The following is a 12292-nucleotide window of genomic DNA, read 5'->3' as shown; positions in this document are numbered from 1 at the left end:
TGGGTGACGTGTGGATCGCCACCGCCAGGCGAAAACAAGGCAGGCCGCGGCCTGCCTCCTCGTGGGCCGGTGACGACGTCAGAATTCTTCCCACGCTCCCGCGTCCGCCGTCGCTTTTCCTCGCGTGGAGACCGGCCTCGGGGCTGGCTTCCGTACGGTCAGCGCTGGACGGACCGGAGCCGGCGATGCGTCCACCGCGGCGGTCGACGCCGCCAGCATCTGCTCGCCATCGATCCGGAACACCGACACCGCCTGTGCCAGCCGGGTCGACTGCTCGCGCAGCGCCGCCGCCGCGGCCGCCGCTTCCTCGACCAGGGCCGCGTTCTGCTGCGTGCCCTCGTCCATTTGCGCCACCGCCCCGTTGATCTGCTCGATGCCCTCGGTCTGCTCCAGGCTGGCGGAACTGATCTCGCCCATGATGTCGGTCACGCGGCGCACGCTGTCGACGATCTCCGCCATCGTGGCGCCGGCTTCGGCCACCAGGCGGCTGCCGTCGGCCACCTTGCCGCTCGAGTCGCCGATGAGCCCCTTGATCTCCTTGGCCGCCGCCGCCGAACGCTGGGCCAGGTTGCGCACCTCGCTCGCCACCACGGCGAAGCCGCGGCCCTGCTCGCCCGCACGCGCCGCTTCGACCGCCGCGTTCAGCGCCAGGATATTGGTCTGGAAGGCGATGCCGTCGATGACGCCGATGATGTCGTTGATCCTGGCCGAGGAAGCATTGATGGCGTCCATGGTGCCCACTACCTGTTCGATCACGGCGCCGCCACGGGCCGCCACGTTCGATGCGGCGTCGGCCAGCACATTGGCCTGGCGCGCATTGTCGGCGTTCTGGCGCACGGTCGAGGTCAGCTCTTCCATCGAGGACGCCGCTTCTTCCAGCGCCGATGCCTGCTGCTCGGTGCGGCTCGACAGGTCCTGGCTGCCCACCGCCACCTGGCCGGCGGCCACCGCGATGGTGTCGGTGCCCACGCGCACGGTGCCGACGGTGCGCGCCAGGCTCTCGTTCATGGTCTTGAGGGCCTGCAGCAGCTGGCCGGTCTCGTCGCGCGTGGTGACCTCGATGCGGCTGGTCAGGTCCCCCGCGGCCACGGTATTGGCCACTTCCAGCGCGCGGCCGAGCGGGCGCGTGATCGAGCGGGTGATCCACCAGGCCACCAGCGCCGCCAGGACCAGCGCCGCGGCGCCGAGGCCCCACATCAGCGCGCTGGTGTTGCGGTAGGTGGCTTCGGCATCGCGCGCCGCGGCGTCGGCGATCTCGTTCTGCAGGGCGGTCTGCTCCCTGGTCGCCCCCTTCAGCCGCACCAGCAGCGGACGCAGTTCTTCGCTCAGCAGCGTGCGCGCCGCCTCCACGTCGCCGGCGGCGACGTGCCGGATGATGGCGTCCTGCCCCGTCTTGTATTGGGCGGTCTCGTTGCGCATCTGGTCGAGCAGCGCCAGCGCCTGCGGGTTGTGCAGCGCGTCCTTCAGCTTGGCCAGGATGTCGTCCATCGCCGCGCGCGACGCCATGATGTCGCGCACCTGGCGCTCGTGGTCGGCCGCATCGGTGCTCAGCAGCATATTGCGCAGCGCGATCGCGATGTCGTTGATCTCGGCCTGCATCTGGTTGGTCAGCGCGATGCGCGGCATGCGGCCGTGGACGATCTCGTCGGTGCCGGCATTGATCCGGCCCAGCATCGCATTGCTCATCACGATCATCACCACCAGCATGGCGCAGATCACGCCATAGCCCAGCGCCAGGCGCTTGCCGATGTTCAGGTTTGCCAGTTTCATGTTGGTGGCGTCCTCAAGCCGCGCGCGGCAGCGCCGCCACCAGTCCAAGCTCGTCGGACTGCATCAGTTTGTCGATATCGAGCAGGATCAGCATCCGCTCGTCCACGGTGCCCAGGCCGAGCAGGCAGTTGCCGTCCAGCGTGGCCTGCATCTCGGGGGCGGGCCGCACCTGCTCCGGGGTCAGGGTCACCACGTCCGAAACGCTGTCGACCACCATGCCGATCACGTGATGCTCGATGTTCAGGATGATCACCACGGTAAAAGCGTCATACACCGCCTCGCCGATGCCGAACTTCAGGCGCATGTCGACGATCGGAACAATGGCGCCGCGCAGATTGATGATGCCCTTCAGGTAGTCGGGAGCGCTGGCCAGGCGGGTAGGCGCTTCGTAACCCCGAATTTCCTGTACCTTGAGGATACTAATTGCGTACTCTTCCTTCCCTAGCCGGAAAGACAGCACTTCGTTCTCGTTGCCTGTTTCCATCGTACCCCCTTGTATCGGACTGACCGGATTGTTTGAATTTCCAAGAGGAAATACAGTACAAGCAGCAATTCGTGGTGTCGATGGTCAATTGTTAAGATCTGTAAATTTTTCCCCGTTTCGGCCGTAAGTATGGCGCCATTGCAACGGGTTTGAACCGCTTATTACCTACGATGAAATTGCATTGGCACGAATTGTGCTAGAGAAATAACATCACTTATCCAGCACCCGGGAGCCCCCATGATCATCCGCCGACTCGACCCGCGCGCCATCGCCGAACGCAAGCCGCAACTGGCCACGCTGCTGCTCGATGCCGTCGCCGATGGCCATTCGCTCGGCTTTCTCAACGGCCTCGACCAGGACGGACTCGACGCCTATTGGCAGGGCGTGGCGGACGAGGTCGGCGTCGGCCGGCGCGTGCTGCTGGCGGCCGAGCGCGACGGCAACCTGGTCGGTAGCGCCCAGCTCGACCTGTGCCTGAAACCCAACGGCAACAACCGCGCCGAGGTGCAGAAGGTGCTGGTGCATTGCACCGAGCGCCGCAAGGGCATCGGCACCGCCCTGATGCAGGCGCTCGAGATCGAGGCGCTGGCGCTGCGCCGCGGCCTGCTGTACCTCGACACGGCGGCCGGCTCCGAGGCCGAGCAGCTGTACCGCAAGGCCGGCTACCAGCGGGTCGGCGAACTGCCCGAGTACGCCTGCACCCCGAACGGCCGCTGGCACGCGACGGCGATCTACTACAAGACGCTGTTCACCCGCAGCCGCGCCTGAGCCGCGGCAGCCGCGCGCCGCGATGTCGCGCCATCGTGGCGTCTGCCACACGCTACCGCGCGCCCAGTGTGCGGCGGCACGATTGCGCGTAGAATCGCCGGTTCAAATGTTCTGGAAAGCAATGTGACTGGCGCCTCCTCCACCATGACCCGCAGGCCGCTGCGGGCCTACCTGCTCTGGCTCGTCCTGGCGACCTTGCTGCCGGGCATGGTCGGCGCCTCGCTATTGTTCATCGATCAATACCGCAAGAGCCGCGCCCAGTACGAACGCAACACCATGCAGACCGTGCGCGCGCTGGTGCACACGGTCGACAGCAAGCTGCTGCAGGCGCAGGCGATCGCCCAGACGCTGTCGACCTTCGACGCGCTGCAAAGCGCCGACTTCGCGCGCGCGCACCGCCAGGCGCGCGAAGCCCTGCAGCTGGCCGACTCCGGCATGAGCGCCGTCCTGCGCGACCGCAGCGGACAGCAGATCTTCAATACCAGCCGTCCGTATGGCGCCACGCTCCCGCTCGAACACACGGTGCAGCTCGAGAGCGTGTTCGCCACCGGCAAACCCTCGATCTCCGAGGTGTTCACCAGCGCCGTGCTCAAGCGTCCCACCGTCAGCATCAACGTCCCGGTGCGGGTCGACGGCCGCATCGCCTATGTGCTGAGCATCGGCGTGCGGCCCGACTACTTCGACGACATGCTGTCGCCCAAGGCGGTGTCGGACGGCGCGCGCGCCTCGGTGGTCGACGCCGCCGGCACCATCTTCGCGCGCAACCTCAGCCCCGAGCTGTTCGTCGGCAAGCGCGTCACCGATCCCCTGTACCGCGCCATCCTGCGCGCGCGCGAAGGCATCGTGCCCTCGGTCTCGCAGGAGGGCACGACGCTGCTGACCTTCTACTCGCGCTCGCCCATCACCGGCTGGCACGTGGCGATCGGCGTGCCGCGCGCGAACCTGAACCAGGCCATGTTCGAGCCGCTGGCGGCGCTCCTGATCGGCATCACCCTGCTGTTCGGGATCGGCCTGTGGCTGGCATGGCAGATCGGCGGCCGGCTGGCCAGCTCGGTCCAGGGCCTGACGGCGCCGGCGGTGGCGCTGGGCAAGGGCGAGGACCCACCGCGCTTCACCCAGGCCTACGTCAAGGAGACCGCCGAGGTGGCCGAAGCGATCAGCGCCGCTTCGCGCCTGCTGGGCGAACGCGCCCAGGCGCTGGCGGTCAAGGAAGCCGAGCTGCGCGACGCGCACCGCATGGCGCGCTTCGGCACCTGGCACCTGACGCTGGCGACCGGCGTGGTCGAGACCTCGGAATCGGTGCCATACATCTACGGGCGCGCGCTGCCGCCGTTCACGCAGCAGCGCGGCACCCTGCTGCCCGAGGAATCATGGGAACGCGTCGACGCCCTGCTGCGCGAGCTCGAACGCGACGGCGGCAGCGGCCGCCTGCAGCTGCAGGTGCTGCACGGCGAGGGCCACCGCATCTGGATCGACCTGCACTGCGAAGCCGTGCACGATGCCGAGGGCCGGGTGACGGCGGTGCGCGGCACCATCCAGGACGTCACCGACCGCGTCAACGCCGAGGAAGGCTTGCGCGAAGCCGACCGCCGCAAGAACGAGTTCCTGGCCATGCTGGCGCACGAACTGAGGAATCCCCTGGCCCCGATCGCCTCGGGCGCCCAGTTGCTGGGCCAGGACGGCCTGGATCCGGGCCGCACGCGCCAGATCAGCGGCATCATCGCGCGCCAGGCGCGCCACATGGCCGGCCTGGTCGACGACCTGCTGGACGTCTCGCGCGTGACGCGCGGCCTGGTGGCGCTGTCGAAGGCCCGCATCGACGTCAACGAGGTGGTGCTCGAGGCGCTGGAACAGGTGGGCGAACCGCTGCGCCAGAAGCGGCACCGCCTGGAGACCGCGCTGCTGCCGGCGCCGGCCTGGGTGATGGGCGACCGCAAGCGGCTGGTGCAGGTGGTCGGCAACCTGCTGCACAACGCGGTCAAGTTCACCGCCTCGGGCGGCCATATCACGGTCGCGCTCGAACTCGAGGAAAAGACGCTGCGCATTGTGGTGGCCGACAACGGCATCGGCATGCTGCCGCACGAGCTGGAGCGCGCCTTCGAGATGTTCGTGCAGGGCGAGCGCACGCCGGACCGCACCCAGGGCGGCCTGGGCATCGGACTGGCGCTGGTGCGCAGCCTGGTCCAGCTGCACGGCGGCAGCGTGGCGGTGGAGAGCCCCGGGCAGGGCCAGGGCAGCACCTTCACGGTGACCCTGCCGCGCTGCGCCGAGCGCAGCACGGGCGCGCCCGGCGCCGGGCACGGCGTGGCGCAGGCGCCCTCCGCGCGCGCCCTGAGGGTGATGGTGGTGGACGACAACGTCGACGCGGCCCAGGTGCTGGCGATGTATTTCGGCGCCGCCGGCCACGAAGTCGCGGTCGAGCACGACCCGTTCGCGGCGCTGGCGCGCGCCGGGGCGTTCGCGCCCGACGCCTGCCTGCTCGACATCGGCCTGCCCGGCATGGACGGACACGAACTGGCGCGCCGCCTGCGCGCGCACCCTGCCACCTCTGGTGCGCTGCTGGTGGCGGTCACCGGTTACGGCCAGGCCCAGGACCGCGAGGCCAGCCGCCGCGCCGGTTTCGACCATCACCTGGTGAAACCGGTCGACATGGGCGAGCTGGAACGGATCCTGGCGGCAGCCTAGATCAGCGCTTCACGCTGCCGAAGGCTTCGCCCTTCTTCCAGGTCGGCATGGTCGGCGCGTTGGCGACCGCGTAGCCGAGGTTGAGCGTGAACTGGGCCTGCTGCACCATGCCCGACAGATCCCATTCCGATTGATACTCGTCGCTGACCTGGTGGTAGTGGTCCTTGAAGCCCTTGATGTTGGCGCTCGATTCGTGCTGGTGGTGCTCGAACTCGAAGTGGCCGTCGCCCGAGAACACGGCCGAGCCGACGTTGAAGGCCGGGACGCCCGCCTTGGCGAAGGCGAAGTGGTCGGCGCGGAAGTAGGCGCCCGACAGGTCGGGAACGGCCGGCGCGATCTTCAGGCCCATCGATTTCGCCACCTGCTGCGAGGTCTCGTACAGCGAGCTGCGCTCGGCGCCGGCCACGCCGATGTCCCTGGTGCGGCCCACGAAGTTCAGGCTGTCCAGGTTCAGGTCGGCGGCGGTCTGCGCCAGCGGCCACACCGGCTTGGCGACGTAGGCGGCGGCGCCCAGCAGCCCCTGCTCTTCGGCCGCCGGCCACAGGAAGATCTGGGTGCGCTTGGCCGGCTTCTTGACGGCTTCGGCCGCCATCGCCAGCAGCGCGGCGGTGCCCGAGGCGTTGTCGATCGCGCCGTTGTAGATGCGGTCGGCCTTCGGATCGTCACCCGGTTTCGCTTCCGCCATGCCCATGTGATCCCAGTGCGAGGAATAGACCACGGCCTGCTCCTTCAGCTTCGGGTCGCTGCCGGGCACGATGCCGACCACGTTGAACTGTTCGACCGGGCGGATGGTCGAGCGCAGCGCGACCTTGGCGGCCACCTTCAGGTCGACCGGACGGAAATCGCGCCGCTCGGCCTGGGCGCGCAACTGGTCCAGGTCATGGCCGCCGGCGGCGAACAGTTCGCGCGCGGTGTCTTCGTGCAGCCAGCCTTCCATCGGATTGCCGTTGCCCTTGAGGCCGAAGCGCTCGTTGCCGAAGCCGTTGGCCGGCACGCTCCACGGGTACGAGGCGGAGCGCGTGGTGTGGATCAGGAGCACGCCGGCGGCGCCGCGGCGCGCGGCTTCCTCGAATTTATAGACCCAGCGGCCGTACCAGGTGTAGGCCTTGCCGGCGAAGCGGTTCGGTTCCTCGGCAGTGGGCTGCGGATCGTCGACCATCATGACCAGGATCTTGCCCTTGGCGTCCAGGCCCTTGTAGTCGTCCCAGTTTTCCTCGGGCGCGGCGGCGCCGTAGCCGACGAAGACCAGCGGCGCATCGAAGGCCACGTTCTGCTTGCCGCTCTTGGTGCCCATCACGATATCCTTGCCGAGTTCCGGCTTGATGGTCTTGCCGCCAGCCGTGAAGGTGGCGCTGCCCTCGACCAGCTTGCTGCCCTCGATCTCGACCTTCTGGCGATAGCCGCCGCCGGGGATCGGCTGCAGGCCGATCAGGGCGGCCTGGGTCTCGAGGTAGCGCACCGTCAGGTCGCCGCCGCGCTGGCCGGTGCCGCGGCCTTCGAGCAGGTCATCGGCCAGGAAGGACAGATGCGCGCGCAGCGCGGTTTCCGAAATGGCGGACGGCTGCTGGGCGTGCGCTGCCTGTGACAGGGTGAGGACGACGGCGCTGGCGGCCAGGGCAAGGGGATGAAGTCGCATCGATGTTCCGTGACAGTGTGGTGAAAAAGACCATCTTAAACCAACAGGGCCTTATACTGCCGGTAACCCAGGAATGACGCCAGAAGGAAGCAAGCATGCCCATATCACGACGCACCGCCATCGGCTTTCTCTCCGCCATGCCCCTGGCCGGCGCACACGCCTCACCTGCCACCACGACCACCACGACCACCACGACCACCATGGAGAAACCCCGGATGTACGGCTTGATCGGAAAAATGCGCGCCCAGCCAGGCCAGCGCGACGCACTCATCGCCATCCTGCTGGATGGCACCGCCGGCATGCCCGGCTGCCTGGCCTACGTGATCGCGAAGGACGCGCAGGATGCCGACGCCATCTGGATCACCGAGACCTGGACAGACCAGGCCAGCCACAAGGCTTCGCTGTCACTGCCCTCGGTGCAGGCTGCGATCGCGAAAGGCCGGCCGCTGATCGCCGGCTTCGGCGAGCGCTTCGAAACCGAACCGGTCGGCGGCCACGGCCTGTTGAAGAAGTAGACATACTTACCAGGGGCAACAGGAATCTTTCAGGCTGCAATGCGCTCGATATGTGGACGCTCAACCTTGCTGGCAACGTCGAGGTCATATTGCGCCTGCATGCCATACCACATTTCCGCGCTCGTTCCGAACGCTGCGCCAAGCCGAAAGGCCATGTCCGGTGAAACTCCAGCCGAACCGCTCACGACGCGCTGGAGCGTGACACGACTCACACCCATCTTGGCTGCCGCCTCGGTCACGGTGACATCACCGAGGTACTCCTTGATCACCTCGCCGGGATGCGGCGGATTAAACATACGCATTTTTATCCTCCCTGATCCTTAATGATAGTCCTGGTAGTCAACCACAATCGCGTCCGTACCTTCGAACTTGAAGGTCATTCGCCAGTTACCGTTGACCTTAATTGCCCAATGGCCTTTCAGGCTCCCTTGTAGCCACCTCGTTATACACAAGTCCGCCAGCCTCACCACGCCGGCTGAAAATCCCGTTTACTTTCAATGACTTGCCAGCGCCCTTGTAAACCTTTGCAAAATCGCGTTTACTCTCGTCTTTTGCGTGGCGCAATTGGCGAGCAAATCGAAGGGATGGACCGATTCGGAGTTTGAGCAACTCGACCTGGGCGACGCGCGCCTGAACCGGCGAGCGAGGACACTGATGGAAACAATGGCGGGGGCACCGACGGCGAGCGTGCCAAAGGCCTGTAACGGCTGGGGTGAGACGATGGCCGCGTATCGCTTCTTCGACAATGACGGCGTCGACTGGCGGGCAATCCTGGAGCCGCACTGGCAGCAAACGGAACAGCGAATGGCCGAGCAGTCGGTGGTGCTGTGTCTGCAGGACACGACCGAACTGGACTTTAACGGACAGCAGGCGCGCGGCCTCGGACCGCTCAGCTATGAAGCGCAGCGCGGCATGTACGTCCACCCCACCTACGCGGTGACGACGGCGCGCGAGCCGCTGGGGATCCTGGACGTGTGGATGTGGGCGCGCGCGCTGCGCGACACCAACGGCCAGCGCGGCGGCCCCAAGGAAAGCCTGCGCTGGATCGAAGGCTACGAAAGACTGGCGGAACTGGCACCGCGCCTGCCCGCCACGCGCTTGGTGTATGTGGCCGACCGCGAGGCGGACATGCTGCCCTTGATGGCGCGGGCGCAGCAGCTCGACTGCCCGGTGGACTGGCTGGTGCGCGCCGCGCACAACCGCTGCTTGCCCAACAGCGAGAAGCTGTGGCCGCATGCCACGGAAGGCGCGCCGCTGGGGGAAATCGAGTTCGCGCTGGCCGCGCGGCCGGGCGCCAAGGCGCGCATCGTGCGCCAGCAGCTGTGGGCACGCCGGGTCGAACTGAACGCGGGCAAGGGCAAGGTGGTGACCGCCACATGCATCGTGGCGCGTGAACACGGCGCTCCGGCCGGCGTCAAGCCGATCGAATGGCGCCTGCTGACGAACCGGGTCGCCACCAGCGCGGCCGAGGTGGCCGAATTGATCGACTGGTATCGCGCCCGCTGGGAAATTGAAATGCTGTTCAATGTGCTCAAGAACGGCTGCAAGGTCGAGGAACTTCAGCTGGGCACGATCGAGCGCATCGAGCGCGCACTGGCGCTGTACTTGGTCGTAGCCTGGCGCATTGCCTATCTGGTACGCATGGGCCGTACCTGCCCGAACCTGGATGCCCACTTGTTCTTTGATCCCGATGAGATACGCGGCGCCTACTTGCTCAACAAATTACGCCCCCAGCCCAACCCGGCGTTAAACGAAGTAATACGCTTGATCGCCCGCGCGGGCGGCTTCTTGGGCCGAAAAGGTGATGGCGAACCTGGTGCCAAGACCCTCTGGGAAGGGCTGCGCGACGTGCGCGCCTCAGCTCTCACCCTTCAAGCACTACGCGAACTTGGAGACTGACGAGTTGTGTATAACGAGGTGCCTTGTAGCGGGTGCAATGCCCACGCTGGCGCCCCCATATCCTCGGGCTTGGTCGCATTGTGCAAAGCCGCAAGCTGCAATTGCAGCTTGATGGCATGCGCTGCCTGGATACCGGCCTTACTCCCCGTTTCAAAGAAACGTTGCAGCCCTTTGTGCCTGAAATCCTTTATCATGCGATTTATTGTATCGTGTATCGCCACTAGATACAACACGCTATCGCGGATTCACCCGTTCTCAACATCACCGCACGACTCGACGTTGATGGAGGGCAAGGAAGATCGAAAAACCGGTGCCGCTAGCCGAGCCAAAGTCGGTAGCCCACGCCGGTCTCGGTCAGCAGATGACGCGGCTGGGCCGGATCGGCTTCGAGCTTGTGGCGCAGGTGGCCCATGTAGATGCGCAGGTAGTGGCCGCTCTCGACGTGCCCCGGCCCCCACACCGCCCGCAGCAGCTGGGGATTGGTCATCACCCGTCCGGCGTTGGCGGCCAGCACCGACAGCAGGCGGTACTCGGTCGGCGTCAGGTGCACGTGCTCGCCGTTGCGGGTGACCGCGCGCGCCTGCGGGTCGACGGTCACGTCGCCGAAATGGACCGTGCCGTCGCCGCCGGCGCCGGCCTGGCGCTGGCGGCGCAAGGTGGCGCGCACGCGCGCCAGCAGCTCGCCGGTGCCGAACGGCTTGGTCAAGTAGTCGTCGGCGCCGGCGTCGAGCGCGCGGATCTTTTCGCCCTCGGCCACGCGCGCCGACAGCACGATGATCGGCACCGTCGACCATTTGCGCACGTCCTGGATGAACTCGATGCCGTCGCCGTCGGGCAGGCCGAGATCCAGCACCACCAGGTCGGGGCGGCGCGTGCCGGCGTCGATCAGCCCCCGCCCCATGCTCGCCGACTCGTGCACCTGCCAGCCTTCCTGCTCCAGGGCGGCGCGCACGAAGCGGCGGATGTGGGGTTCGTCCTCGACCAGCAAGGCGCAGGGGGCGTCAGTCATCGTCTCTTTCCATCGAAGGCGCGTCAAGCGCGGGCGGCGTGCCGGCCGGCAGCGAGAACACGAAGCCGGCGCCGCCCAGGGGCGACGCGCAGGCCCGGATCGCGCCGCCGTGCGCCTCCACGATCGCGCGGCAGATCGCCAGGCCCAATCCGACGCCGGGCAAGGCCGACTCGCGTTCGCCGCGCGTGAACTTCTCGAAGATCGCTTCTTCGCTGCCCGGACGCAGGCCGGGACCGTCGTCGACCACCGTGACGTCGATCCAGGCGCCGCGCCGGCCGGCCGCGATCTCGATGCGCGAGCCGCCAGGCGTGTATTTTGCGGCATTCTCGACCAGGTTGCACAGCACCCGCTCGATCAGCACCGCATCGAATCTCACCAAGGGCAGGTCGGGCGGCAGCCGCACCGCGACCGTGTGATTGCGCAAGGCGGCGCCGCAGGCGCGCAGCGCGCTGCCGACCACTTCTTCGAGCGCCTGCCATTCGAGGTTGAAGCGCACTTCGCCGCTCTCGATGCGCGCCATGTCGAGCAGGTTGGCGACCAGGGCGCCCATGCGCACCGCTTCGTCGTGCAGCGACTGCGCCAGCGCGCGCGGCGTCTCCGGCAGCGCCTCGCCCCGCAGCAGCGATTCGGACAGCCCGACCAGGGCCGTGAGCGGCGTGCGCAGGTCGTGCGACAGGGCCGCCAGCAGCGAATTGCGCAGGCGTTCGGACGCCATGTCCACCAGGGCCGCCTGGGCCACCTCGACATAGTGCACGCGCTCGAGCGCGATCGCGGCCAGCGCCGCCAGCGCGTCGAGCTGGCGCCGCTGCTCGGGCGCCAGCACCCAGCGCCCGCCTTCCGGCGCGATCGCCAGCACGCCGCGGGTGCGCATCGGCGCCACCAGCGGCAGGTAGAACAGGGGGCTGGCCGGCAAGGTGTCGGTGCCCAGGCCCGCCGGCTGGGCATGGTCGAAGGCCCACTGCGCCACGCCCGGATCGACGTCGGGCGGCAGCGGCGGGCCCAAGCCGCCATCGTCCGCCGGCGGCATGCCGAGCCGCCCTTCGGCATCCGGCACCAGCAGGGTGGCACGGGCGCCGAAGGCATTCTGGATCACGGCGCGGCTCGATTCGAACACCTGCGAGGCCGCCAGCACGCCGGACAGTTCGCGCGCAAACTCGTACAGCGCGCGCACCCGCCGCTCGCGCTCGCCGGCGGCGCGCGCCTGGAAGCGCAGCCCGGCCGTCAGGTGTCCGGTGATCAGCCCCACCGCCAGCATGACGCCGAAAGTGACCACATACTGGAAATCCGATACCGCAAAAGTGAAGCGTGGCGGCACATAGAAAAAATCGAAGCAGGCCACGCCGACGCAGGTGGCGGTGACCGACGGCGCACGGCCGAAGCGCACCGCCACCAGCAGCACCACCAGCAAGAACATCATGGCGATGTTGACCAGGTCGAAGCGGCCGCTCAGCGGCGCGGCCAGCGCCGCCGCCAGCAGGCTGGCCCCGGCCGCCCAGGCGTGCGAGGACAGCGGCTGGCGCCGCGGC

At 67.7% G+C, this 12292-nt stretch carries 11 protein-coding genes and 1 pseudogene; 4 read left to right on the top strand and 8 right to left on the bottom strand.

Annotated elements, in window-relative coordinates; genetic code table 11:
- Positions 1-78 precede the first annotated feature (78 nt).
- Both HMPREF9710_RS18175 and HMPREF9710_RS18170 read right to left on the bottom strand, forming a co-directional pair.
- Complete coding sequence (locus HMPREF9710_RS18175) at positions 79-1770, bottom strand: methyl-accepting chemotaxis protein (RefSeq protein ID WP_005668717.1); 1692 nt, start codon at positions 1768-1770, stop codon at positions 79-81.
- Between the two features lie 13 nt (positions 1771-1783).
- Complete coding sequence (locus HMPREF9710_RS18170) at positions 1784-2254, bottom strand: chemotaxis protein CheW (RefSeq protein WP_005668716.1); 471 nt, start codon at positions 2252-2254, stop codon at positions 1784-1786.
- 237 nt (positions 2255-2491) lie between these two features.
- On the opposite strand from HMPREF9710_RS18170, the gene HMPREF9710_RS18165 reads away from it, so the two are divergent.
- Positions 2492-3022: a GNAT family N-acetyltransferase gene (locus HMPREF9710_RS18165; RefSeq protein WP_005668714.1), complete on the top strand. Its 531-nt coding sequence runs from the start codon at positions 2492-2494 to the stop codon at positions 3020-3022.
- 123 nt (positions 3023-3145) lie between these two features.
- Positions 3146-5707, top strand: coding sequence for a hybrid sensor histidine kinase/response regulator (locus HMPREF9710_RS18160; RefSeq protein WP_229409857.1), 2562 nt, complete (start codon positions 3146-3148; stop codon positions 5705-5707).
- Position 5708: 1 nt separating this feature from the next.
- Here HMPREF9710_RS18160 and HMPREF9710_RS18155 read toward each other — a convergent pair whose 3' ends face one another.
- Positions 5709-7343 (bottom strand): M28 family peptidase, encoded by a 1635-nt coding sequence (locus HMPREF9710_RS18155; RefSeq protein WP_005668711.1) that lies wholly within the window; start codon positions 7341-7343, stop codon positions 5709-5711.
- Between the two features lie 95 nt (positions 7344-7438).
- Here HMPREF9710_RS18155 and HMPREF9710_RS18150 point away from each other — a divergent pair, with 95 nt between their 5' ends.
- Complete coding sequence (locus HMPREF9710_RS18150; protein ID WP_005668710.1) at positions 7439-7858, top strand: putative quinol monooxygenase; 420 nt, start codon at positions 7439-7441, stop codon at positions 7856-7858.
- A gap of 29 nt (positions 7859-7887) precedes the next feature.
- On the opposite strand, the gene HMPREF9710_RS18145 is transcribed toward HMPREF9710_RS18150, so the two are convergent.
- Both HMPREF9710_RS18145 and HMPREF9710_RS27285 read right to left on the bottom strand, forming a co-directional pair.
- Positions 7888-8160 (bottom strand): HigA family addiction module antitoxin, encoded by a 273-nt coding sequence (locus HMPREF9710_RS18145; protein ID WP_005668709.1) that lies wholly within the window; start codon positions 8158-8160, stop codon positions 7888-7890.
- A gap of 18 nt (positions 8161-8178) precedes the next feature.
- A pseudogene (locus tag HMPREF9710_RS27285) lies at positions 8179-8292 on the bottom strand (type II toxin-antitoxin system RelE/ParE family toxin); the annotation flags it as partial.
- Between the two features lie 130 nt (positions 8293-8422).
- Here HMPREF9710_RS27285 and HMPREF9710_RS18140 point away from each other — a divergent pair.
- Positions 8423-9757: an IS4 family transposase gene (locus HMPREF9710_RS18140; RefSeq protein WP_040775003.1), complete on the top strand. Its 1335-nt coding sequence runs from the start codon at positions 8423-8425 to the stop codon at positions 9755-9757.
- On the opposite strand, the gene HMPREF9710_RS27280 is transcribed toward HMPREF9710_RS18140, so the two are convergent.
- The 3 genes from HMPREF9710_RS27280 to HMPREF9710_RS18130 form a co-directional block, all read right to left on the bottom strand.
- Positions 9730-9951 (bottom strand): type II toxin-antitoxin system RelE/ParE family toxin, encoded by a 222-nt coding sequence (locus HMPREF9710_RS27280; protein ID WP_081589957.1) that lies wholly within the window; start codon positions 9949-9951, stop codon positions 9730-9732. The genes HMPREF9710_RS18140 and HMPREF9710_RS27280 overlap by 28 nt on opposite strands.
- 122 nt (positions 9952-10073) lie before the next feature.
- Positions 10074-10766: a two-component system response regulator KdpE gene (kdpE, locus tag HMPREF9710_RS18135; RefSeq protein ID WP_005668708.1), complete on the bottom strand. Its 693-nt coding sequence runs from the start codon at positions 10764-10766 to the stop codon at positions 10074-10076.
- Positions 10759-12292, bottom strand: a 1534-nt coding sequence (locus HMPREF9710_RS18130) for a DUF4118 domain-containing protein (RefSeq protein WP_005668706.1), incomplete at its 5' end; no start/stop codon positions are given. The genes HMPREF9710_RS18130 and kdpE, both read right to left, overlap by 8 nt.

It is taken from the genome of Massilia timonae CCUG 45783 (genome assembly GCF_000315425.1).
Classification (GTDB): domain Bacteria; phylum Pseudomonadota; class Gammaproteobacteria; order Burkholderiales; family Burkholderiaceae_D; genus Telluria; species Telluria timonae.
This window is presented reverse-complemented; position numbering and strand designations above follow the sequence as displayed.

Bases quoted from the DNA above. Each gene is read 5' to 3' on its own strand.
- HMPREF9710_RS18175 (WP_005668717.1), bottom strand. From the start codon at position 1,770: ATGAAACTGGCAAACCTGAACATCGGCAAGCGCCTGGCGCTGGGCTAT.
- HMPREF9710_RS18170 (WP_005668716.1), bottom strand. From the start codon at position 2,254: ATGGAAACAGGCAACGAGAACGAAGTGCTGTCTTTCCGGCTAGGGAAG.
- HMPREF9710_RS18165 (WP_005668714.1), top strand. From the start codon at position 2,492: ATGATCATCCGCCGACTCGACCCGCGCGCCATCGCCGAACGCAAGCCG.
- HMPREF9710_RS18155 (WP_005668711.1), bottom strand. From the start codon at position 7,343: ATGCGACTTCATCCCCTTGCCCTGGCCGCCAGCGCCGTCGTCCTCACC.
- HMPREF9710_RS18150 (WP_005668710.1), top strand. From the start codon at position 7,439: ATGCCCATATCACGACGCACCGCCATCGGCTTTCTCTCCGCCATGCCC.
- HMPREF9710_RS18145 (WP_005668709.1), bottom strand. From the start codon at position 8,160: ATGCGTATGTTTAATCCGCCGCATCCCGGCGAGGTGATCAAGGAGTAC.
- HMPREF9710_RS27280 (WP_081589957.1), bottom strand. From the start codon at position 9,951: ATGATAAAGGATTTCAGGCACAAAGGGCTGCAACGTTTCTTTGAAACG.
- kdpE (WP_005668708.1), bottom strand. From the start codon at position 10,766: ATGACTGACGCCCCCTGCGCCTTGCTGGTCGAGGACGAACCCCACATC.